The 17,977-nt window shown below is 62.3% G+C and carries 18 protein-coding genes; 10 read left to right on the top strand and 8 right to left on the bottom strand.

The window, feature by feature from the left end:
* Positions 1–16 precede the first annotated feature (16 nt).
* Entirely contained in the window at positions 17–1,312 is a 1,296-nt protein-coding gene (hemL, locus tag LHAB_RS07235; protein ID WP_090045044.1) for a glutamate-1-semialdehyde 2,1-aminomutase, read from the top strand.
* 8 nt (positions 1,313–1,320) lie between these two features.
* Entirely contained in the window at positions 1,321–1,785 is a 465-nt protein-coding gene (locus tag LHAB_RS07230) for a hypothetical protein (protein ID WP_090045042.1), read from the top strand.
* 25 nt (positions 1,786–1,810) lie between these two features.
* On the opposite strand, the gene LHAB_RS07225 is transcribed toward LHAB_RS07230, so the two are convergent.
* Positions 1,811–2,290, bottom strand: a complete 480-nt coding sequence (locus tag LHAB_RS07225) for a MarR family winged helix-turn-helix transcriptional regulator (RefSeq protein WP_090045040.1) — start codon at positions 2,288–2,290, stop codon at positions 1,811–1,813.
* Positions 2,291–2,421: 131 nt separating this feature from the next.
* On the opposite strand from LHAB_RS07225, the gene LHAB_RS07220 reads away from it, so the two are divergent.
* Positions 2,422–3,354: a tripartite tricarboxylate transporter substrate binding protein gene (locus tag LHAB_RS07220; RefSeq protein ID WP_090045039.1), complete on the top strand. Its 933-nt coding sequence runs from the start codon at positions 2,422–2,424 to the stop codon at positions 3,352–3,354.
* Between the two features lie 42 nt (positions 3,355–3,396).
* Here the strand turns inward: LHAB_RS07220 and LHAB_RS07215 are convergent, their stop codons facing one another.
* Entirely contained in the window at positions 3,397–4,584 is a 1,188-nt protein-coding gene (locus LHAB_RS07215) for an FAD-dependent monooxygenase (protein WP_194943118.1), read from the bottom strand.
* Positions 4,585–4,824: 240 nt separating this feature from the next.
* Between LHAB_RS07215 and LHAB_RS07210 the strand changes: the two genes are divergently transcribed.
* The gene (locus LHAB_RS07210; RefSeq protein ID WP_090045036.1) at positions 4,825–5,163 is read left to right on the top strand and encodes a DUF6172 family protein; all 339 of its coding nucleotides are present in this window, start codon (positions 4,825–4,827) and stop codon (positions 5,161–5,163) included.
* 108 nt (positions 5,164–5,271) lie between these two features.
* On the opposite strand, the gene LHAB_RS07205 is transcribed toward LHAB_RS07210, so the two are convergent.
* From LHAB_RS07205 to dusB, 4 genes are all read right to left on the bottom strand, one after another.
* The gene (locus LHAB_RS07205; RefSeq protein ID WP_090045034.1) at positions 5,272–6,522 is read right to left on the bottom strand and encodes a DEAD/DEAH box helicase; all 1,251 of its coding nucleotides are present in this window, start codon (positions 6,520–6,522) and stop codon (positions 5,272–5,274) included.
* A gap of 10 nt (positions 6,523–6,532) precedes the next feature.
* Positions 6,533–8,119 (bottom strand): bifunctional phosphoribosylaminoimidazolecarboxamide formyltransferase/IMP cyclohydrolase, encoded by a 1,587-nt coding sequence (purH, locus tag LHAB_RS07200; RefSeq protein WP_090047772.1) that lies wholly within the window; start codon positions 8,117–8,119, stop codon positions 6,533–6,535.
* Between the two features lie 109 nt (positions 8,120–8,228).
* The gene (locus LHAB_RS07195) at positions 8,229–8,468 is read right to left on the bottom strand and encodes a Fis family transcriptional regulator (protein ID WP_090045033.1); all 240 of its coding nucleotides are present in this window, start codon (positions 8,466–8,468) and stop codon (positions 8,229–8,231) included.
* A complete protein-coding gene (gene dusB / locus LHAB_RS07190; RefSeq protein ID WP_090045031.1) occupies positions 8,465–9,511 on the bottom strand; it encodes a tRNA dihydrouridine synthase DusB in 1,047 nt (348 codons plus the stop codon). Before dusB ends, LHAB_RS07195 begins: the two co-directional genes overlap by 4 nt.
* Before the next feature lie 156 nt (positions 9,512–9,667).
* Here dusB and LHAB_RS07185 point away from each other — a divergent pair, with 156 nt between their 5' ends.
* Both LHAB_RS07185 and LHAB_RS07180 read left to right on the top strand, forming a co-directional pair.
* Entirely contained in the window at positions 9,668–10,150 is a 483-nt protein-coding gene (locus tag LHAB_RS07185) for a YqaA family protein (protein WP_090045030.1), read from the top strand.
* Entirely contained in the window at positions 10,147–11,100 is a 954-nt protein-coding gene (locus LHAB_RS07180) for an alpha/beta fold hydrolase (protein ID WP_090045028.1), read from the top strand. Before LHAB_RS07185 ends, LHAB_RS07180 begins: the two co-directional genes overlap by 4 nt.
* Positions 11,101–11,183: 83 nt before the next feature.
* Here LHAB_RS07180 and ychF read toward each other — a convergent pair whose 3' ends face one another.
* Positions 11,184–12,275, bottom strand: a complete 1,092-nt coding sequence (ychF, locus tag LHAB_RS07175) for a redox-regulated ATPase YchF (RefSeq protein ID WP_090045026.1) — start codon at positions 12,273–12,275, stop codon at positions 11,184–11,186.
* A gap of 133 nt (positions 12,276–12,408) precedes the next feature.
* Between ychF and LHAB_RS07170 the strand changes: the two genes are divergently transcribed.
* From LHAB_RS07170 to LHAB_RS07155, 4 genes are read left to right on the top strand one after another with little or no spacing between them, the layout of a single operon-like run.
* On the top strand, positions 12,409–13,596 hold the full coding sequence (locus LHAB_RS07170; RefSeq protein ID WP_090045025.1) for an FAD-dependent monooxygenase: 1,188 nt from the start codon (positions 12,409–12,411) through the stop codon (positions 13,594–13,596).
* 35 nt (positions 13,597–13,631) lie between these two features.
* On the top strand, positions 13,632–14,348 hold the full coding sequence (locus tag LHAB_RS07165) for a DsbC family protein (protein WP_090045024.1): 717 nt from the start codon (positions 13,632–13,634) through the stop codon (positions 14,346–14,348).
* 20 nt (positions 14,349–14,368) lie between these two features.
* The gene (locus LHAB_RS07160; RefSeq protein WP_228763377.1) at positions 14,369–14,812 is read left to right on the top strand and encodes a DUF3429 domain-containing protein; all 444 of its coding nucleotides are present in this window, start codon (positions 14,369–14,371) and stop codon (positions 14,810–14,812) included.
* Positions 14,809–16,590, top strand: a complete 1,782-nt coding sequence (locus LHAB_RS07155; RefSeq protein ID WP_090045022.1) for a M61 family metallopeptidase — start codon at positions 14,809–14,811, stop codon at positions 16,588–16,590. Before LHAB_RS07160 ends, LHAB_RS07155 begins: the two co-directional genes overlap by 4 nt.
* 57 nt (positions 16,591–16,647) lie before the next feature.
* On the opposite strand, the gene paaK is transcribed toward LHAB_RS07155, so the two are convergent.
* Positions 16,648–17,949 carry a phenylacetate--CoA ligase PaaK gene (paaK, locus tag LHAB_RS07150; RefSeq protein WP_090045020.1) on the bottom strand — a complete coding sequence of 434 codons (1,302 nt, stop codon included), beginning with the start codon at positions 17,947–17,949 and terminating at the stop codon, positions 16,648–16,650.
* Positions 17,950–17,977: the final 28 nt, after the last annotated feature.

The raw sequence follows: 17,977 nt of genomic DNA, 5'->3' as shown, positions 1-17,977 counted from the left end.
GCCAGAGACAAAAACCATGACCGACCGCAACCAAACCCTTTTTGACCGCGCCGCCCAAGTGATCCCCGGTGGGGTCAACTCCCCTGTGCGCGCCTTTCGCGCCGTGGGCGGCACACCGCGCTTTGTGCAGCGCGCCCAAGGCGCTTACTTCTGGGACGCCAACGGCCAAAAATACATCGACTACATCGGCTCCTGGGGCCCGATGATCCTGGGCCACGGCCACCCCGCCGTGCTCGAAGCGGTGCAAAAAGCGGCCCTCGATGGCTTCTCCTTCGGCGCCCCCACCGAGCGGGAGATCGAGCTGGCCGAAGAAATCCTGAAACACGTGCCGTCCATGGAAATGGTGCGCTTGGTCAGCTCGGGCACCGAAGCGGGCATGAGCGCGCTGCGCCTGGCCCGTGGGGCCACCGGCCGCAGCAAGTTCATCAAGTTCGAAGGCTGCTACCACGGCCACGCCGACGCGCTGCTGGTCAAGGCCGGCTCGGGCCTGGCCACCTTTGGCAACCCCACCAGCGCAGGCGTGCCCCCGGAAGTGGTGCGCGACACCCTGGTGCTCGAATACAACAACATCCAGCAGCTGGAAGAGGCTTTTGCCCTGCACGGCAAGGAACTGGCTTGCGTGATGATCGAGCCGATCGCGGGCAACATGAACTTTGTGCGCGCCAGCGTACCTTTCATGACGCGCTGCCGCGAGCTGTGCACAGAGCACGGCGCGCTGCTGGTCTTTGACGAAGTGATGTCCGGTTTCCGCGTGGCTTTGGGCAGCGCGCAAAGCGTGTACGCCCAATTGATCCCCGGCTTCAAGCCAGATATGACGGTGCTGGGCAAGGTGATTGGCGGCGGCATGCCGCTGGCCGCTTTTGGTGGCCCGCGCGAGATCATGCGCCAACTGGCCCCCACCGGCCCGGTTTACCAAGCTGGCACCTTGAGTGGCAACCCGGTGGCCACAGCCTGCGGCCTGACCACGCTGCGCGAGATCGCCAAGCCCGGTTTTTTTGATGCCCTGAGTGCCCGCACGCGAAGCTTGGTGGATGGCCTGAGCGGCGCTGCCGCTGCAGCGGGCGTTCCTTTCGTGGGCGATTGCCAAGGTGGCATGTTCGGCTTTTTCTTGCTGCCCGAGCTGCCGCAAAACTACGCCAAGGTGATGACCAGCGACAGCCCCAAGTTCAACAAGCTGTTCCACGGTCTGCTGGACGGCGGCGTCTACATCGCCCCGGCCCTGTACGAAGCCGGTTTTGTGAGCGCTGCACACACCGAAGCCGACATTGCCGAGACGGTGCGGGTGGCGGGCGACGTGTTCAAAACCCTGTAAGCCCGGGCATGAAACGTCTGGCTGGCCTGCTGTGCACCTGCACGGCCGCGCTGACGGCCCACGCCGAGTTCGATGCCAGCCGCCTGTGGGTCAACGCCGGGTTTTATTCGGTCCACTTTGACACCGACAAAGGGCTGCGCAACGCCAACCCGGGACTGGGTCTGGAATACACGCTGAACGACGACTGGCGTGCCACCGCCGGGCGCTTCATCAACAGCGACAACGCCCACTCCAGCTACGTCGGGGCGTATTACCAGCCCTGGCGTGTGGGCCCGCTCAAAGTGGGCGTGGTGGGTGGCGCCTTCAACGGCTACCCCAAAGCGTTCAACGGCGGCTGGTTTCCGGCGCTCATCCCGACGGCCAGCTGGGAAAGCGGGCACTGGGGCCTGAACGTGGCACTGGTGCCTCCGCTCAAGGACCGGCTGTATGGCGCGCTCAGTTTTCAACTCAAGTACAGGTTGCGCAGCGATTGAAGCCGACAAGCTGCCTTTGTGCCCCTTAGGCGCCCATGGATCCGGACCCCATCGGCACAAAGCTGGCGCGCGCTTCCCCATCGAGTTGGGCGTTGAGCAAAGACAACAGGCCCATGAACTGTTGGCGCTGGGCCTCATCGAAGGGGCTCAACAGGGTTTCATAGGCTTTTTGCACCGGCAGCCGCGCTTGGCGCAACAACTCGGTGCCTTGGGGGGTCAGTCTCACGGCCATCTGCCTGCGGTTGTCGGCCGACAAAGCGCGCTGACACAATCCACGCTCCTGCAGGCCTTTGATCACCCTGAGCACCGTGACTTTGTCAAAAGCCAAGGCCCTCGCCAGACTGGATTGGTCAATGCCCGGGTGATCTTGCATCACACGCAACACACCGTACTGGGCAGGCGTCAAAGCCAACTCAGAACAAGCTCTTTCAAAAATGGCGGCCGATATCTGATGCGCTCTGCGCAGCAAAAAGCCCGGACGCTGATAAAGATCTTCTGTGGCCATGTGTCAGGGATTCTATGGATGAGCGTCAAAGCCCAATTCGACAATAATCGTTGGCATACTAACGCAAGGAGAGCCCGCCCATGAACCCGTCACGCCGAAACGTCTCTGCCCTCTTGGGCGCACGACTTTGCATGTGGGGCGCCTCCCCTTGGGCCCTGGCCCAAAGCGCTGGCAGCGCAGTCCCTCTGAAACTGATCGTGCCTTTCACCCCCGGCACTGGCATTGACCTGATCGCCCGCACCCTGGGGCCCAAACTGTCGCAGCGCCTGAGCCGGCCCGTTGTGGTCGAGAACCGCGTGGGTGCATCGGGCAACATCGGCACCGAAGCGGTGGTGCGCTCTGCCCCGGACGGCTCCACCCTGTTGGTGAGCGTCAACACCTTGGTCATGAACCGGGCTCTTTACCCAGGACTGAGTTTTGACGCCGTGAAAGACCTGACGGCCGTTTCGCAAACCAGCTGGGGCCAATTGCTGCTGGTGACCCACCCTAAAACCAGTTACAAAACCGCTGGCGAACTGGTGCAAGCTGCACGCCAACAACCAGGCCGCATCAACTACGCATCGCCCGGTGTGGGCACGCCGCACCATTTGTCGATGGAACTGTTCAAGAACACGGCACGGGTGTTTCTGACCCACATTCCCTACAGGGGTACCGGCCCGGCGGTCACCGACTTGCTCGGCGGCCAGGTGGACGCGATGTTCCTGCCCATCCACGTGGCCTTGCCGCACATCCGATCCGGCCGGCTGGTGGCCTTGGGCATCGGCAGCGACAAGCGTCACGCCCTGTTGCCCGATTTACCCACCCTGGCCGAGGCCAAAGCAGGCCATGTGAACGTGGACATGTGGTACGGCATCTTTGCCCCCAAAGGCACGCCGGCCGATACCGTGAACCTCTACAACCGCGAGATCAACCAACTGCTCAGCGGCGAAGACGTCCAAAAAGCGTTTGTCTCGCAAGGCATGGACCCGAGTGGCAGCACGCCGCAAGCCTTTGCCCAATTGGTCGAACGCGATGCCGAGCGCTGGGTGCGCCTCATCAAAGACCAAGGCATCAAGGCCGACTGAGTCGGCTGCCGAATGGCGCGGGGGTGAGGCAGCCCAGCCCTTTCAGCCTGCCTGGCTCATCAGATCCACATTCAGCGGGTCGTAGGGGTACAACCAGTTGTTGCGTGAAGCCGCAATGTTGCGGTCTTTGAAAGCCTGCTTCATTTGCTGCGCATCGGCAATGTGGTACAGGTCCCCCATCTCTGTGGACTCTCGCACCACCCGCGCTGCACGGGGCGCACGGTGGTTTTGGAAGACCTGCAGCGCTTGGGCCATGGGCATGTCCAGTGCCAAGGCCCGGCTCAGCACCGCCGCATCTTCGATCGCCATGGCAGCGCCCTGCGCCATGTAGGGCAAGGTCGGATGAACCGCATCACCCAGCAACGCCACGCGGTCCGTGCACCAATTCATCACCGGCTTGCGGTTGTTCAGCGCCCAACGGAAACATTGGTCGCGGTCCACGTTGTCGATGGCCGCACGCACAATCGGATGCCAACCGGCGTAATCTTGGTCCAGTTCCTCCCAAGGCTGGCGTGAAGTCCAGGACTCTTCTTCCCAAGGGCGTTCCACGCAACCCACAAAGTTCAGCACCTGGCCTGCACGCATGTAATACATCACCGCGTGGTTGTTGGGGCCGCACCAGATGGACGAAACCAATGGGGGTCGCAGCTCGGGTGCAATGCGTTCGATGGGAATGGCCAGTCGCCAAGCCACCTGCCCGGTGAACACCGGAGGATCGGCATCGACCACATGCTTGCGCACCACCGACTTGATGCCATCCGAGCCGATCACCAAACTGGCCCTGACCTGGCGTCCGTCTTCGAACACGATGGAGGCGCTGTGCTCGTCTTCTTGCACCTCGATCGCCCTGTAGCCCAACTGCAAAGCCTGCGGATCGAGTTGCTCGACCACTTCCAGCAAGGCAGCATGCAGGTCAACCCGGTGGATTTGGTAATAAGGGTGACCATGGCGCTTTGCATGGTCTTCGCCCAGCTTGATCTCGTGTAGCAACTCGCCCGAGTCAAAGCGCCGAAACTCAAACGCGGTGGGTTTGACGGCTTGGGCTTCCAGGCGCTCTTGGAGACCCAGGTGGTAGAGCACCTTGACCGCATTGGCGCTCATTTGAACCGCAGCACCGATTTCACCCACATGACGGGCCTGTTCATAGATGCGCACACGGTGCCCATCGCGCAACAAACAAGCCGCGGCTGTCAAGCCGCCAATTCCCCCGCCGACCAGTGCAATGTCCATGGTTTGACTCCTGATGGTTATCGTTAGCATGCTACCAGAAGCCCGACACCACAGATCCCACCCGGGCCGCTGCGTGAAACGGGTGCACAGGTCTGCTTTTTGCGTGAACGCATCCCAACATGCAAGAAAGCGCCCCCACCTGCCCGTGCGCCAGCCCCGGGCTGGCCCCACAAACCAGCGATAATCCGGCCTCTGCATTCACGTCCGGACCGGGCGATTGCCCTGCCAACGAGAACCTCCATGAAAAAGAACTTTCCCCTGCAAGCCGAAGGCAAGCACCCCGATCGCGTGCTCGAAGCTGTCAAGCATGACATCCGCAAATACTTCAAACGCGAACGCAACCGCGACGTGCCCAAGGGTGTGGACTTTTGGGACTTTGACTGCAAGGTGGGCTTGAGCGCTGACAGCGCTGAAGTGGTGCGCGTGAGCGGCGTGATCGAAGCCGTGGACGCTGCGGCCAAAGCAGGTGCCCCATCGGTGTATGTGGAGATCTTGAGCAAGCACGGCGTGCGCGTGCTCAAGACGCCCGTTCAAGAAGACGGTGGCGCAGACCCCTTTGACGATCTGCAACAGACCTGAGCCGTGCTGACGGGGGCCGGGGAAAGCAGCGCCTGCTCCCCCAGCCGTTTGGCAAGGCGTGACACGACATCTTGGGGAACAGTGCCCCACCGCGGCGGGCGTCGGGCTTTACTTTGACAAATTCGCCGCAGCCGCTGCGGCCCGCAATTTGTCTTTCTTGCTCGGCCGAGAACCCTTGATGCCCCCATTGCTAGGAGATGGTGGTGGCGGAGATTCTGTGGGCTCAAATCCTGGCATTTGCTCCAAAGCGAGTTCCAGGCTTTCGCGTTTTTGAATCAATTGCCAGTGCGCCAGCGCGGCGGCCGTGACAAAGCTCACCGCATCGCCATGCGCACCCGCTCGGCCCGTGCGGCCGATGCGGTGGGTGTAATCGGTGGCCGAACGCGGCAGATCGTAATTGACCACCACGGGAAGCATGGCGATGTCGATGCCGCGTGAAGCCAGATCGGTGGTCACCACCACATCCCATCGGCCCGCTTTGAATTCGCTCAGCACATCCTGGCGCGCCCCTTGGCTCATCTCGCCATGAAAAGGGGTGGCAAACACCCCTGCTTTGTAGAGCTTGTTTGCGACATGCTCGCAGGCGTAGCGCGTGGCCACAAACACCAGCACTTGCTTCCAGCCGTTTTCCTGAATCAGGTGGCGCAGCAAGGCCGTGCGGCTTTTTTCGTCCACACGGATGGCGCGTTGGGTGATGTCGGGTTGGTGGCCCTCAAATGCTTCGACAGTGATGCGCTGGGGATCGCGCAGCAGCCTGGCGGCCAGGTCCTGCACCTCGGGCGCAAACGTGGCCGAAAACAGCAGCGTCTGGCGCTGGGCGGGCAACAGCGCCAGCACGCGTTGCAACTCCTCGGCAAAACCCAGATCGAGCAGGCGGTCGGCCTCGTCCAGCACCAGGTGCTGCACGTCGGCCAAGCGCACGGCGTTCTGGTCGATCAGATCGAGCAAACGGCCGGGCGTGGCCACCACCACATCGGCACCTCCGCGCAAGGCCATCATTTGCGGGTTGACCGACACGCCGCCAAACACGGTGTTCACCTTGAGGGACTGCGGCAGTTTGTAGGCCAGGTTGGCCAGCACATCGCCGACCTGCACCGCCAATTCGCGCGTGGGCACCAGCACCAGCGTGCGCACTGGGCGGCGGAAGTTGGTCTGGCGCGGCGAAGCCAGAAAATGCTGCAACAGCGGCAAAGCAAAGGCCAGCGTCTTGCCCGAGCCCGTGGGTGCGGTGGCCCAAACATCGGCCCCGTTCAGAGCGGCAGGAATCGCTTCGGCCTGAATGGGGGTGGGGGCGTACAAGCCCATGTCACCCACGGCACGCAAGAGCGCAGGGGTCAGGCCGAGTTGGTCAAAGTTCAAAATAAGCCGATCAATGGCGGAAATGTCGCACACCGGTGAACACCATCGCCACACCACGCTCGTTGGCGGCGTCGATCACCTCCTGGTCGCGCATGGATCCGCCGGGCTGGGCCACGCAGGTGGCGCCTGCATCCACCACCACATCGAGGCCGTCGCGGAAGGGGAAGAACGCGTCGCTGGCCACCACGGTGCCTTGCAGGCTCAGCTTGGCCGCTTCGGCCTTGATGCTGGCAATCCGGGCCGAGTCCAGCCGGCTCATCTGGCCAGCCCCCACCCCCATGGTCATGCCGTTTTTGCAGAACACGATGGCGTTGGATTTGACGAACTTGGCCACCTTCCACGCGAACAGCAAATCGTGCAGTTCTTCAGGGCTGGGTTGTTTCACGGTGACGATCTTCATGTCGGCCAATGCCAACTCGTGGTTGTCGGCGCTTTGCAGCAACAGGCCTGAGCCCACACGTTTGGTTTCCAAGGCATTGCGCACGTCGCCATAGTGAGCGGGCAAGGCGATTTTCATCAAGCGCACATTCACTTTGCTCTTGAACACTTCGAGGGCTTCGGCGCTGAAGTCGGGGGCCATCAACACTTCGACGAACTGCTTGCTCACCGCTTCGGCGGCGGCTTTGTCGACGGGCCGGTTGAAGGCGATGATGCCGCCAAAGGCGCTGGTCGGGTCGGTCTGGAAAGCCTTGCTGTAGGCCTCGAGTGCGGTGGCGCCCACGGCCACGCCGCAGGGGTTAGCGTGTTTGACGATGACGCAAGCCGTGCCCTCAAAACTCTTGACGCACTCCCAAGCCGCGTCGGCATCGGCAATGTTGTTGTAACTCAACTCTTTGCCTTGCAGTTGCACGCCGGTCGCGAGCGAACCCGCTGCCGGGGCCAGGTCGCGGTACCAAGCGGCTTGCTGGTGGCTGTTTTCACCGTAGCGCAGGTCTTGCACCTTGACATACTGCTCATTGAACTGGGCGCTGAATTGGGCGCGTTCGGGCACATCACTGTCGCTCAACTTGTCCGCGTCAAAGTTCACGCTGGAGAGGTAGTTGCTGATCGCACCGTCGTATTGGCTGATGCGGTTGAACGCCGCCACCGACAGCGCAAAGCGCAGTGGATCGCTGAGTTTTCCATTGGCCTTCAACTCGGCGATCACCGCAGGGTATTGGTTGGCGTCGGTGACGATGCCCACGTCTTTCCAGTTCTTGGCCGCAGAGCGCACCATAGCAGGGCCACCGATGTCGATGTTTTCAATCGCATCGGCCAGCGTGCAGCCGGGCTTGGCCACAGTGGCTTCAAACGGGTAGAGGTTGACGATGAGCATGTCGATCGTGTCGATGCCATGCGCCTGCAAGGCCGCCATGTGCTCGGGCGTGTCGCGACGCGCCAACAAGCCGCCGTGCACTTTGGGGTGCAGGGTTTTGACGCGACCGTCCAGCATTTCGGGGAAACCGGTGACTTCGGCCACCTCGGTCACGGGCAGCCCTTGCTCGGCCAGCAATTTGGCGGTGCCACCCGTGGAGATCAGGCCCACGCCCAAGGCGTGCAGTTCTTTCGCCAGTTCGACGATGCCGGTTTTGTCTGAAACGGAAATGAGGGCTCTCATGGGGACTTTCATCAAAATTCTGGAGGGTTCAAGGCGGGGCCGGGAAAAAAGTGCCGACAGGTGTTTGCCGCAATGGGCAAGGGCTTGGCGAGGCCAGGCCGCTCACGTTTCATTTCAACAAATCGTGTTCGAGCAGTTTCTTGCGCAAGGTGTTGCGGTTCAAGCCCAGCCATTCGGCAGCGCGCGACTGGTTCTGGCCCGACTGGGTCATCACCACATCGAGCAGCGGCTTTTCGACCAGCTTGACCAGCATGTCATAAAGACCTGCGGGGTCGGTGCCGTCCAGGTCGCGAAAGTAAATGTCCAGGTTGTCCCGGATGCAGTTTTCAATGGATTGGGGTTCGCTCATGGCGTGGTCTCTAAATCGGTGCAGGCCTCAGGGCTCAGGGGCTGGCGTTGGGGCAGGCGCTCCATCTGCTCGGCCAAGCCGTCCAGATAAGCGGCCACGGCGGCCAGTTGCCCGGCTGCAGTCTCCAAGGTGTTCATGTGTTCGCGAAAGGTGTCCCCACCGGGCAGCGTGCGCACATACCAGCCGATGTGTTTGCGCGCCGAGCGCACCCCCGTGTATTCGCCGTACAGGCCGTAGTGGTCCTGCAGGTGCTCCAGCAAGGCGCGGCGAACTTCGGCCACCAAGGGCGGCGCCAGGTGTTCGCCCGTGGCCAAAAAATGGCCGATCTCACGGAAGATCCAGGGGCTGCCTTGTGCGGCGCGGCCGATCATCACGGCGTCGGCACCGGTGATTTTCAGCACCTCGCGCGCCTTTTCGGGCGAATCCACGTCGCCATTGGCCACCACCGGGATCTTCAGGGCGGCTTTGACGGCCGCCACGGTGTCGTATTCGGCCCAGCCTTTGTAACCCTGCTCGCGGGTGCGGCCGTGCACGGTGACCATCTGCACCCCGGCGCTCTCGGCGGCACGGGCCAGGCTCAGGGCGTTTTTTTCGGCATCGCACCAGCCGGTGCGCATCTTCAGGGTCACAGGCACGCCATGGGGTAAAGCCGCTTCGACCACGGCGCTGATGATGGCCAGCGCCAGCGGCTCGTCTTGCATCAGGGCAGAGCCGGCCCATTTGTTACAAACTTTTTTGGCCGGGCAGCCCATGTTGATGTCGATGATCTGCGCACCCCGGTCGATGTTGTAGCGCGTGGCATCGGCCATCATCTGCGCTTCGGTACCCGCGATCTGCACCGCGATCGGGCCCGGCTCGCCATCGTGGTTGGCCCGGCGCGAGGTTTTGAGCGAGGCCCACAAGTCGGGGCGCGAGGTCACCATTTCGCTCACCGCATAGCCCGCCCCGAACTGCCTGCACAGCTGGCGAAATGGCCGGTCAGTCACCCCCGCCATGGGGGCGACAAACAAATTGTTCGGCAACAAATAGGGGCCAATCTGCATGACAGGTGGGTGTGCGAAAGGTGGATTGCTCAAAAAGGAGGCACGATTGTAGTTGCTTAATTTTTCAGCAAATGAAAGCTGACTGTGTTATATAAATCGCCTTGCTCAGAGGCTTGCTTGCCATCCTGCCATGGGCCGGCCGCTACACTGGCGGCCATGGAACTTTGGCTCAATGAACTACTGCAATGGCTGGCCCTGCCGCAACACGGCCTGAGCACTGTGTTCGTGGTCTCCTTCATTTCGGCCACCTTGTTGCCCTTGGGCTCTGAGCCTGCCGTGTTTGGTCTGGTCAAGCTCAACCCCGAGCTGTTTTGGCCCGCCATTTTGGTGGCCACAGTGGGCAATACGCTGGGCGGCATGGTCAGCTGGTGGATGGGCTGGGGCGCGCACCAGGCGGTCGACAAATGGCGGGACTCCAGCACCCACTTGCGGGCGCTGGCTTGGCTCGAAAAGCTGGGGCCCAAAGCCTGCCTGCTGAGCTGGCTGCCCGTGGTGGGAGACCCGCTGTGCGCCGTGGCGGGCTGGCTCAAACAACCCTTTTGGCCCTGCGCGCTGTACATGGCGATCGGCAAATTTGCCCGCTACCTGGTCATGACGACGGTGTTGCTCTGGTTTTTTCCTCAAGGGGTGATGGCATGAGAACGCTTCGTCTGCTGCCTTGGTTGGTTTTGGCGGTGATCTTGATGCTGCTGGCGGGCATCGGTCTGTCATGGGCGCCCGATCGAAGCGTGGACAGCCTCAAGGCCCGCTGGGCCACTGCCCCTTCTCAATTTGTGACCTTGCAAGGCATGCCAGTGCACCTGCGCGACGAGGGCCCCAGGGACGACCCCGAACCCATCGTTCTGATCCACGGCACCTCGGCCAGCCTGCACACCTGGGACGGGTGGACGCAGGCGCTCAAAGGGCAGCGGCGCGTGATCCGCATGGACTTGCCTGGCTTTGGCCTGACCGGCCCCGCCCCCGATGGCGACTACCGGATGGAACGCTACGCCGACTTCATCGTGGCGCTGCTGGACCAACTGGGCGTGCGCCAAGCGGTGCTGGCGGGCAATTCGCTGGGCGGTGGCATTGCATGGCACACCGCCGTGCGGCACCCCACGCGCGTCACCCGTTTGGTGCTGGTGGATGCCAGCGGCTACCCTTTGCAGTCGACGTCTGTACCGCTGGGCTTTCGGCTGGCACAAATCAGCTGGCTCCAACCCGTCATGCGCCAGCTCTTGCCGCGGCGCATGATCGAGTCCAGTGTGCGCAACGTGTATGCAGACCCGGGCAAAGTCACGCCCGAGCTGGTGGACCGCTATGTCGAATTGACGCTGCGCGCAGGCAACCGTGAGAGCCTGACACAGCGCCTGAAGCTGCGAGAGACCGATGCGCAATCTGCCGGGCTCATCAAAACCATCCGGCAGCCCACCCTCATCCTTTGGGGGGCGCAAGACAAGCTCATCACAGAGCCCTCTGGCCAGCGCTTTCACCAGGACATTGCGGCCAGCCAATACGTGGTGTTCGAGGGGCTGAGCCATGTGCCACAAGAAGAAGACCCTGCACGCAGCGTGGCTCCGGTGCTGACGTTCTTGACCTCCAGCCACTGAGCCGCCCTCAACCAGCCTCGTCAACGGGATGGCACAAAAAAACCGCGCCCTGGCGCGGTTTTTTGCTGGCCTCAGACCTCGAATCAGGAGCTGAACAGGAAGTTCATCACATCGCCGTCCTTGACGACGTATTCCTTGCCTTCTGCGCGCATCTTGCCTGCGTCCTTGGCGCCTTGCTCGCCCTGGAAAGCGATGTAGTCGTCAAACGCAATGGTCTGGGCGCGGATGTAGCCCTTTTCAAAGTCGGTGTGGATCACGCCAGCGGCTTGCGGGCCGGTGTCGCCCACATGGATGGTCCAGGCGCGCACTTCCTTCACACCTGCGGTGAAGTAGGTTTGCAGGCCGAGCAAGGTGTAGGCCGAGCGGATCAGGCGGTTGAGACCTGGCTCGTCCTGACCGATTTCCTTCAGGAACTCCAAGCGATCGGCGTCGTCCATTTCGGACAGCTCGGCTTCGATCTTGGCGCAAATGGCCACCACCGGTGCGTTTTGCTTGGCGGCAAAGGCCTTGAGGCGGTCCAAGAAGGGGTTGTTCTCGAAACCGTCTTCGGACACGTTGGCCACAAACATGGCTGGCTTGGCGGTGATGAAGAAGAACTGCTTGAGCTCGGCGCGTTCTTCCTTGCTGAAGTCGATGGTGCGCACCGGCTGCGTGTCGTTCAGGGCCGTTTGGCACTTTTCCAGGATCGCCAATTGCTTGGCGGCGTCCTTGTCACCCGAGCGGGCGATTTTGCTCACCCGGTGGATGGCTTTTTCGGCAGCCGCCAGGTCGGCCAGGCACAGCTCGGTCTGAATGACTTCGATGTCGGCAATCGGATCCACCTTGTTGGCCACGTGGATCACGTTGTCGTCTTCAAAGCAACGCACCACGTTGACGATGGCGTCGGTCTCGCGGATGTGGGCCAAAAACTTGTTGCCCAGGCCTTCGCCGGTGCTGGCCCCGGCCACCAAGCCGGCGATGTCCACGAACTCCACGATGGCGGGCACGATGCGCTCGGGCGTGATGATCTCGGCCAACTGCTGCAAGCGCGGATCAGGCACCTCCACCACGCCGGTGTTGGGCTCGATGGTGCAAAAGGGGTAGTTTTCAGCGGCAATGCCAGCTTTGGTCAGGGCGTTGAAAAGGGTGGATTTGCCCACATTGGGCAGACCCACGATGCCGCATTTGAGGCTCATGGAAGGCTTTCGGTGATTCGGGGGAAGGTTCGGAAATCAGGCGACGATTTTAACGGCTCAGCCCAATGCCACCGGCCCGGCCCCAAAGTCCCCGGCTGCCCAGCGCCATGGGCCGCCTCCTTACAATGCGGGCATGGCTCTTCCACCTGACATTTGCATCCGCGGCGCTGGCATCGTGGGCCGCACTTTGGCTTTGCTGCTGGCCCGTGAGCGGCTGAACGTGACCTTGGTCGACGTCCCCTCCCCCACAACCACCCCTGATGTGCGCGCTTATTCGCTCAACGGCGCGGCCATGGCCTTGTTGCAAGACCTGCGCTGCTGGCCTGAGGCCCCCGCCGTCACGCCTGTGCACCAGATGCAAGTGTGGGGCGACGATGGCGGCCAACTCAACTTTGGAGCCCGCGAGCAGGGTGTGGGTGAGCTCAATTGGATGGTGGATGTGCCCGTGCTGCAAGCGCTGCTGACCCAGGCCGTGCAGTTTCAGCCCCAGATTCAGGTGGTGCAGGCACCGGTGGCTGCACCGCTCACAGTGGTCTGCGAAGGCCGTGCCAGCCACACGCGTGCCGAGCTGGGCGTGGGCTTTGACATCACGCACTACGATCAACACGCCTTGGCCGCGCGCCTGTTGTGCGAGCGCCCGCACCATGGCATCGCCCGGCAATGGTTCGGCTGGAGCCACGCGCCCGGGCTGTCGCAGCCTCAAGCCGAAGTGCTGGCCCTGCTGCCCCTGGGGGGCGAAGGCGGGCGCGAAGTCGCGCTGGTCTGGTCGGTGCACCCTCTGCGGGCGCAAGAACTCATGGCGCTCAGTGCCCAAGATTTTGCCGACGCGCTGGCCCGGGCCTGTGGCCAAGCTTTGGGCGGCATGCAGTTGTCGGCCGAGCGTGCGCTGTGGCCGCTGCAACTGGCCCGGGCCGAGCGCTGGATTGGCCCCATGCCGGGCCAGGCCAAGCAGTCTTTCGCGCTCGCGGGCGACGCGGCCCATGCCATCCACCCGCTGGCAGGCCAAGGCCTGAATGTGGGCTTGGCCGATGTCGCCGAGCTGGTGCGGGTGATCCGCGCGAAAGAATTTTGGCGACCGTTGCACGACCTCAAGCTGCTGCGCCGCTACGAACGCGCACGCCAAGCCGATGTACAGGCCATGGGCTGGGTCACCGATGGCTTGCAACGTCTGTTTGCCCAACCCGGTCCGGTCTGGCAAAACCTGCGCAACTGGGGCATGAGCGGCTTTGACCGCAGCGGCCCTCTCAAACACTGGATGACGCAACGCGCGATGGGCCAAAGCACCTCGCCAAACCAAGCCAGCGCCAAGAGCACCCGCTGATCCGTCTTTATTTTTTGAACCCGAAAGCCCCCTCCATGAAGTTCGTTCTCTCCAAATGGGCCCTGATCGTGGCCACCACCGCCTTGTCGCTGGGCAGTGTGATGGCCCAAGAAGTGACCCTCCGAAAAAACCTGAGCGAACGGCTGCCCAACCTGCCCAAGATCGACGAAGTGAGCAAGACGCCGATGAACGGGCTGTTCGAGATCCGCATGGGCAACGAGGTGATGTACAGCGATGCCGATGGCAACTTCCTGATCCAGGGCGCACTGATTGACGTGAAACAAAAGCGCAACCTGACCGAAGAGCGCATGGACAAACTCTCAGCCATCCCCTTTGACCAGTTGCCCCTGAAAACCGCCTTCACCCAGGTGCGCGGCAATGGCAAACGCAAGCTGGCCGTCTTTGCCGACCCCAACTGCGGCTACTGCAAGCGTTTCGAAAAAGACCTGCAAAAACTGGACAACGTGACCATCCACCATTTCCTTTACCCGATCCTGGGCGAAGACTCCAAGACCAAGTCCAAAAACATCTGGTGCGCCAAAGACAAGGCCAAGGTTTGGAACGACTGGATGATCAACGGCACGCTCCCCCCAACTGCCAACTGCGACGCCTCGGCGGTGGACGCGATCGTGGCCTTTGGCCAGAAAAACCGCATCACGGGCACACCGTTGCTCTTGTTTGCCGATGGCACCCGCGTGCCCGGCGCCGTGCCCATGGCCCAAGTTGAAAAATTGCTCGCCGAGATCAAATGACGATTCCAATTTCCACACCTATGACCGAAGACCCAACCTGGCGACTGATCCGCCGCCTCGGTTACGCCGGTCTGATCCCTTTTGTATTTCTGGCCCTGTGCCTGTGGCTGGTCGGTCCCGAACTGCACCCGTATGTGGCCCTGTCCATGCAAGGCTATGGCGCGGTGATCGTGTCGTTTTTGGGGGGCATCCATTGGGGCGTGGGCTTTCGCAACGCCTTGATCAGCCCCAACGCGCCTCGCATCTACTTCACCTGGGGCGTGGTGCCCTCACTGCTGGCCTGGGTGGGCGTGATGATGCCCGCCTTCGCCGGCTTGCCCCTGTTGGGCTTTGTGCTGATCGGATGCTATGTGATGGACCGCCGCACCTGGCCCGCTGCGGGCTTGGCCCCCTGGCTGCCGATGCGCCTGCAACTGACCACCGTGGCCAGCCTGAGCTGCTTTTTGGCGGCGGGTGCAACATGACTGCCATCCACTTCACCGTTGAAGCCGCCGACCTGCATGCGCATCTGTTTCGCGTCACCTTGACCATTGCGCAGCCGCAGGCTTTGCAAACCGTGTCGCTGCCGGTGTGGATTCCAGGCAGTTATCTGGTGCGGGAGTTTTCCAAAAACTTGCAACACCTCCAGGCCAAACAGGGCCGGCGCAACGTGCCCATCCAGCAGCAGGACAAGTGCAGTTGGACCCTGGCCTGCAAGATCGAGCAGCCCTTGGTGCTGAGCTACGAAGTCTATGCCTTTGACCATTCGGTGCGCACCGCCTGGCTGGACAGCCAGCGCGGCTTCTTCAATGGCACGAGTGTGTGCCTGCGGGTGCACGGGCAAGAACATGTGCCGCACCAGCTGCAACTGCCCCCCATTCCAAGCCAGCCCAACTGGCAGGCCGCCACGGGCCTGACCGCCGTCAAAACCGACAAAAAAGGCTTTGGTCTGTACTCGGCCAAGAACTACGACGAACTGGTGGACTGCCCGGTGGAGCTGGGCGCATTTTGGAGCGGCAGCTTCAACGCCTGCGGTGTGCCCCACCGCTTTGTGGTGGCGGGGGCTCTGCCCTCATTTGACGGTGCCCGTTTGCTGGCCGATACGCAAAAAATCTGCGAGGCGGCCATTCGGTTCTGGCATGGCTCTGGCAAGGCTGCAGGCCGAAAAACGCCACACAAAAACTACCTGTTCATGCTCAACGCCGTGCACGACGGCTATGGCGGGCTGGAGCACTACAACAGCACCGCCCTGATCTGCAAGCGCGATGATTTGCCACGCCACACCGGTCTGTCCGCCAGCCCCCGCAAGCATGAGGGCTACACCACGCTGCTGGGCCTGATCAGCCATGAGTACTTTCACACCTGGAACGTCAAGCAGCTGCGCCCCGATGCCTTTGCCCGCTACAACTACAGCCAGGAAAACTACACGCCACTGCTGTGGTTTTTCGAAGGCTTCACCAGTTATTACGACGACATTTTGTTGCGCCGCGCAGGGCTGATCGACGATGCCACTTACATCGAGCTGCTGGGCAAAACCATCGCACAGGTGCAGCAAACACCTGGCCGGCATGTTCAAAGCGTGTCGCAGGCCAGCTTTGACGCTTGGGTCAAGTACTACCGCCAGGACGAAAACACGCTCAACGCCACCGTGAGTTATTACACCAAGGGCTCGCTGGTGGCTTTGTGCCTGGACCTGGCACTGCGCAGCGAATTCAAAGCGGAAGGCCACACGCTCGACAGCGTGATGCGCGGCCTGTGGAAGCGCTGCAAGGCCGGGCCCATGCGTGAGCAGGACTTGCTCGATGAGCTCCAAGCCCTGACCGGCCGCAGCTGGGCGAGCGAGATCCAGCGCTGGGCGCACAGCACCCAAGAGCTGCCACTGCGCGATCTGCTCTCGGCGCATGGCATCCAGGTGGAGGCCGAGACGTCGGGCATGGCGCAGCGCCTAGGCCTGCGCGTGAGCGAAGCTGCAGGCAGTGTGCAGGTCAAAATGGTGCTGCGCGGCAGCGCGGGCGAAGCCGCGGGACTGGCCGCTGGCGACGAATGGCTGGGCCTGGAAGTGGGAGCCAAGGGGCTCGGCGGCAGCTGGCGCCTGAGCAAACTCGACGAGCTGAGCGCCTTGCTGGGCAAAGAGCGCCAATTGACCGCCCTGGTCTCGCGCGACAAACGCCTGCTGCGCTTGCCTCTGACCGTGCCTGAGCAAGCGAGCGTTTGGAAATTGACGGTGCCCGCAGGACGGCCTCCAGGCTGGCCAGCCATCTAAGACAAAGCACCTGTGGGAGGCCGCCCCCGCAGCAGCATGCCTGCTCCAAGCTTGGCTTCACTTGGGTCGCAAATCCACCACGCGTTTGGCCTTGCCCTGGCTGCGCTCAACGCCGCCTTCGGGCTTGAGCTCGATGGCCACGCTCGAACCAATGAAGACCTTGATCTCGTGCTGCAGTTGCTGGGCTGCAGCGCGGGCTTGCCTGCTCTCGGGTGACACGCCGGGCTTGGTCTCGATCAACACCTTCAGGTCGTCCATTGGGCCCTCGCGGGTCAGCACGCACTGGTAGTGCGGGGCCAGTTCGGCACGCTTCAAGATCAACTCTTCGATCTGGCTGGGGAACACGTTCACACCCCGGATGATCATCATGTCGTCGCTGCGGCCGGTGATCTTTTCCATGCGGCGCATGCTGCGGGCGGTGCCGGGCAACAGGCGCGTGAGGTCGCGCGTGCGGTAGCGGATGATGGGCAGGGCTTCCTTGGTCAGGCTGGTGAAGACCAGCTCGCCCATTTCGCCGTCGGCCACCGGTTCGCCGGTCTCGGGGTGGATGATCTCCGGGAAGAAATGGTCTTCCCAGATGGTCGGGCCGTCTTTGGTCTCTATGCACTCGCTGGCCACGCCTGGGCCCATCACTTCAGACAGGCCATAGATGTCGACCGCGTCGATGGCCATGCGTTTTTCGATGGCGGCGCGCATGTCGTTGGTCCAGGGCTCGGCGCCGAAGATGCCGATGCGCAGTGAGCTGCTCTTGGGGTCGATGCCCTGGCGCTCGAACTCGTCGGCAATCGCCAGCATGTAGCTGGGCGTGACCATGATGATGTTGGATTGGAAATCCTGGATCAGCTGCACCTGGCGCTCGGTCTGGCCGCCACCGAAAGGCACCACTGTGAGGCCCAATTTTTCGGCGCCGTAGTGCGCGCCCATGCCGCCGGTGAACAGGCCGTAGCCGTAGCTCACATGGACCATGTCGCCGGGCTTGGCCCCACCTGCGCGGATGCTGCGCGCCACCACGGTGGACCAGGTGTCGATGTCCTTGAGGGTGTAGCCCACCACGGTGGGTTTGCCGGTGGTGCCGCTGGAGGCGTGGATGCGGGCGCAGTTTTCCCGCGGCACGGCAAACATGCCAAAGGGGTAACTGTCACGCAGGTCCGACTTGGTGGTGAAGGGAAACTTGGCAATGTCGGCCAAGCTTTTGCAGTCGTCGGGGTGCACGCCAGCGGCATCGAACTTGGCACGGTACACCGGTGAATTGGCATAGGCGTGCTGCAGGGTTTGCTGCAGGCGCTTGAGCTGCAGGCTGCGCAGCTCGTCGATGCTGGCCTTTTCAATTGGCTCGAGGGGGAAGGCTTTTGGACTCATGAAAACTCCACTGGATCAGCGGGAGAAC

Source organism: Limnohabitans sp. 2KL-27, assembly GCF_001269345.1.
GTDB lineage: Bacteria > Pseudomonadota > Gammaproteobacteria > Burkholderiales > Burkholderiaceae_C > Limnohabitans_A.
The sequence above is the reverse complement of the archived record's forward strand: the minus strand, read 5'-3'. Positions and strand labels throughout refer to the sequence as shown.

Excerpts from the sequence above, each read along its gene's own strand:
- LHAB_RS07185 (WP_090045030.1), top strand. The coding sequence starts at position 9,668 with ATGGAACTTTGGCTCAATGAACTACTGCAATGGCTGGCCCTGCCGCAA.
- LHAB_RS07220 (WP_090045039.1), top strand. The coding sequence starts at position 2,422 with ATGTGGGGCGCCTCCCCTTGGGCCCTGGCCCAAAGCGCTGGCAGCGCA.
- ychF (WP_090045026.1), bottom strand. The coding sequence starts at position 12,275 with ATGAGCCTCAAATGCGGCATCGTGGGTCTGCCCAATGTGGGCAAATCC.
- LHAB_RS07210 (WP_090045036.1), top strand. The coding sequence starts at position 4,825 with ATGAAAAAGAACTTTCCCCTGCAAGCCGAAGGCAAGCACCCCGATCGC.
- LHAB_RS07165 (WP_090045024.1), top strand. The coding sequence starts at position 13,632 with ATGAAGTTCGTTCTCTCCAAATGGGCCCTGATCGTGGCCACCACCGCC.
- LHAB_RS07215 (WP_194943118.1), bottom strand. The coding sequence starts at position 4,584 with ATGGACATTGCACTGGTCGGCGGGGGAATTGGCGGCTTGACAGCCGCG.
- paaK (WP_090045020.1), bottom strand. The coding sequence starts at position 17,949 with ATGAGTCCAAAAGCCTTCCCCCTCGAGCCAATTGAAAAGGCCAGCATC.
- LHAB_RS07195 (WP_090045033.1), bottom strand. The coding sequence starts at position 8,468 with ATGAGCGAACCCCAATCCATTGAAAACTGCATCCGGGACAACCTGGAC.
- LHAB_RS07230 (WP_090045042.1), top strand. The coding sequence starts at position 1,321 with ATGAAACGTCTGGCTGGCCTGCTGTGCACCTGCACGGCCGCGCTGACG.
- dusB (WP_090045031.1), bottom strand. The coding sequence starts at position 9,511 with ATGCAGATTGGCCCCTATTTGTTGCCGAACAATTTGTTTGTCGCCCCC.
- LHAB_RS07155 (WP_090045022.1), top strand. The coding sequence starts at position 14,809 with ATGACTGCCATCCACTTCACCGTTGAAGCCGCCGACCTGCATGCGCAT.
- LHAB_RS07160 (WP_228763377.1), top strand. The coding sequence starts at position 14,369 with ATGACCGAAGACCCAACCTGGCGACTGATCCGCCGCCTCGGTTACGCC.
- LHAB_RS07180 (WP_090045028.1), top strand. The coding sequence starts at position 10,147 with ATGAGAACGCTTCGTCTGCTGCCTTGGTTGGTTTTGGCGGTGATCTTG.
- LHAB_RS07225 (WP_090045040.1), bottom strand. The coding sequence starts at position 2,290 with ATGGCCACAGAAGATCTTTATCAGCGTCCGGGCTTTTTGCTGCGCAGA.
- LHAB_RS07170 (WP_090045025.1), top strand. The coding sequence starts at position 12,409 with ATGGCTCTTCCACCTGACATTTGCATCCGCGGCGCTGGCATCGTGGGC.
- hemL (WP_090045044.1), top strand. The coding sequence starts at position 17 with ATGACCGACCGCAACCAAACCCTTTTTGACCGCGCCGCCCAAGTGATC.
- purH (WP_090047772.1), bottom strand. The coding sequence starts at position 8,119 with ATGAGAGCCCTCATTTCCGTTTCAGACAAAACCGGCATCGTCGAACTG.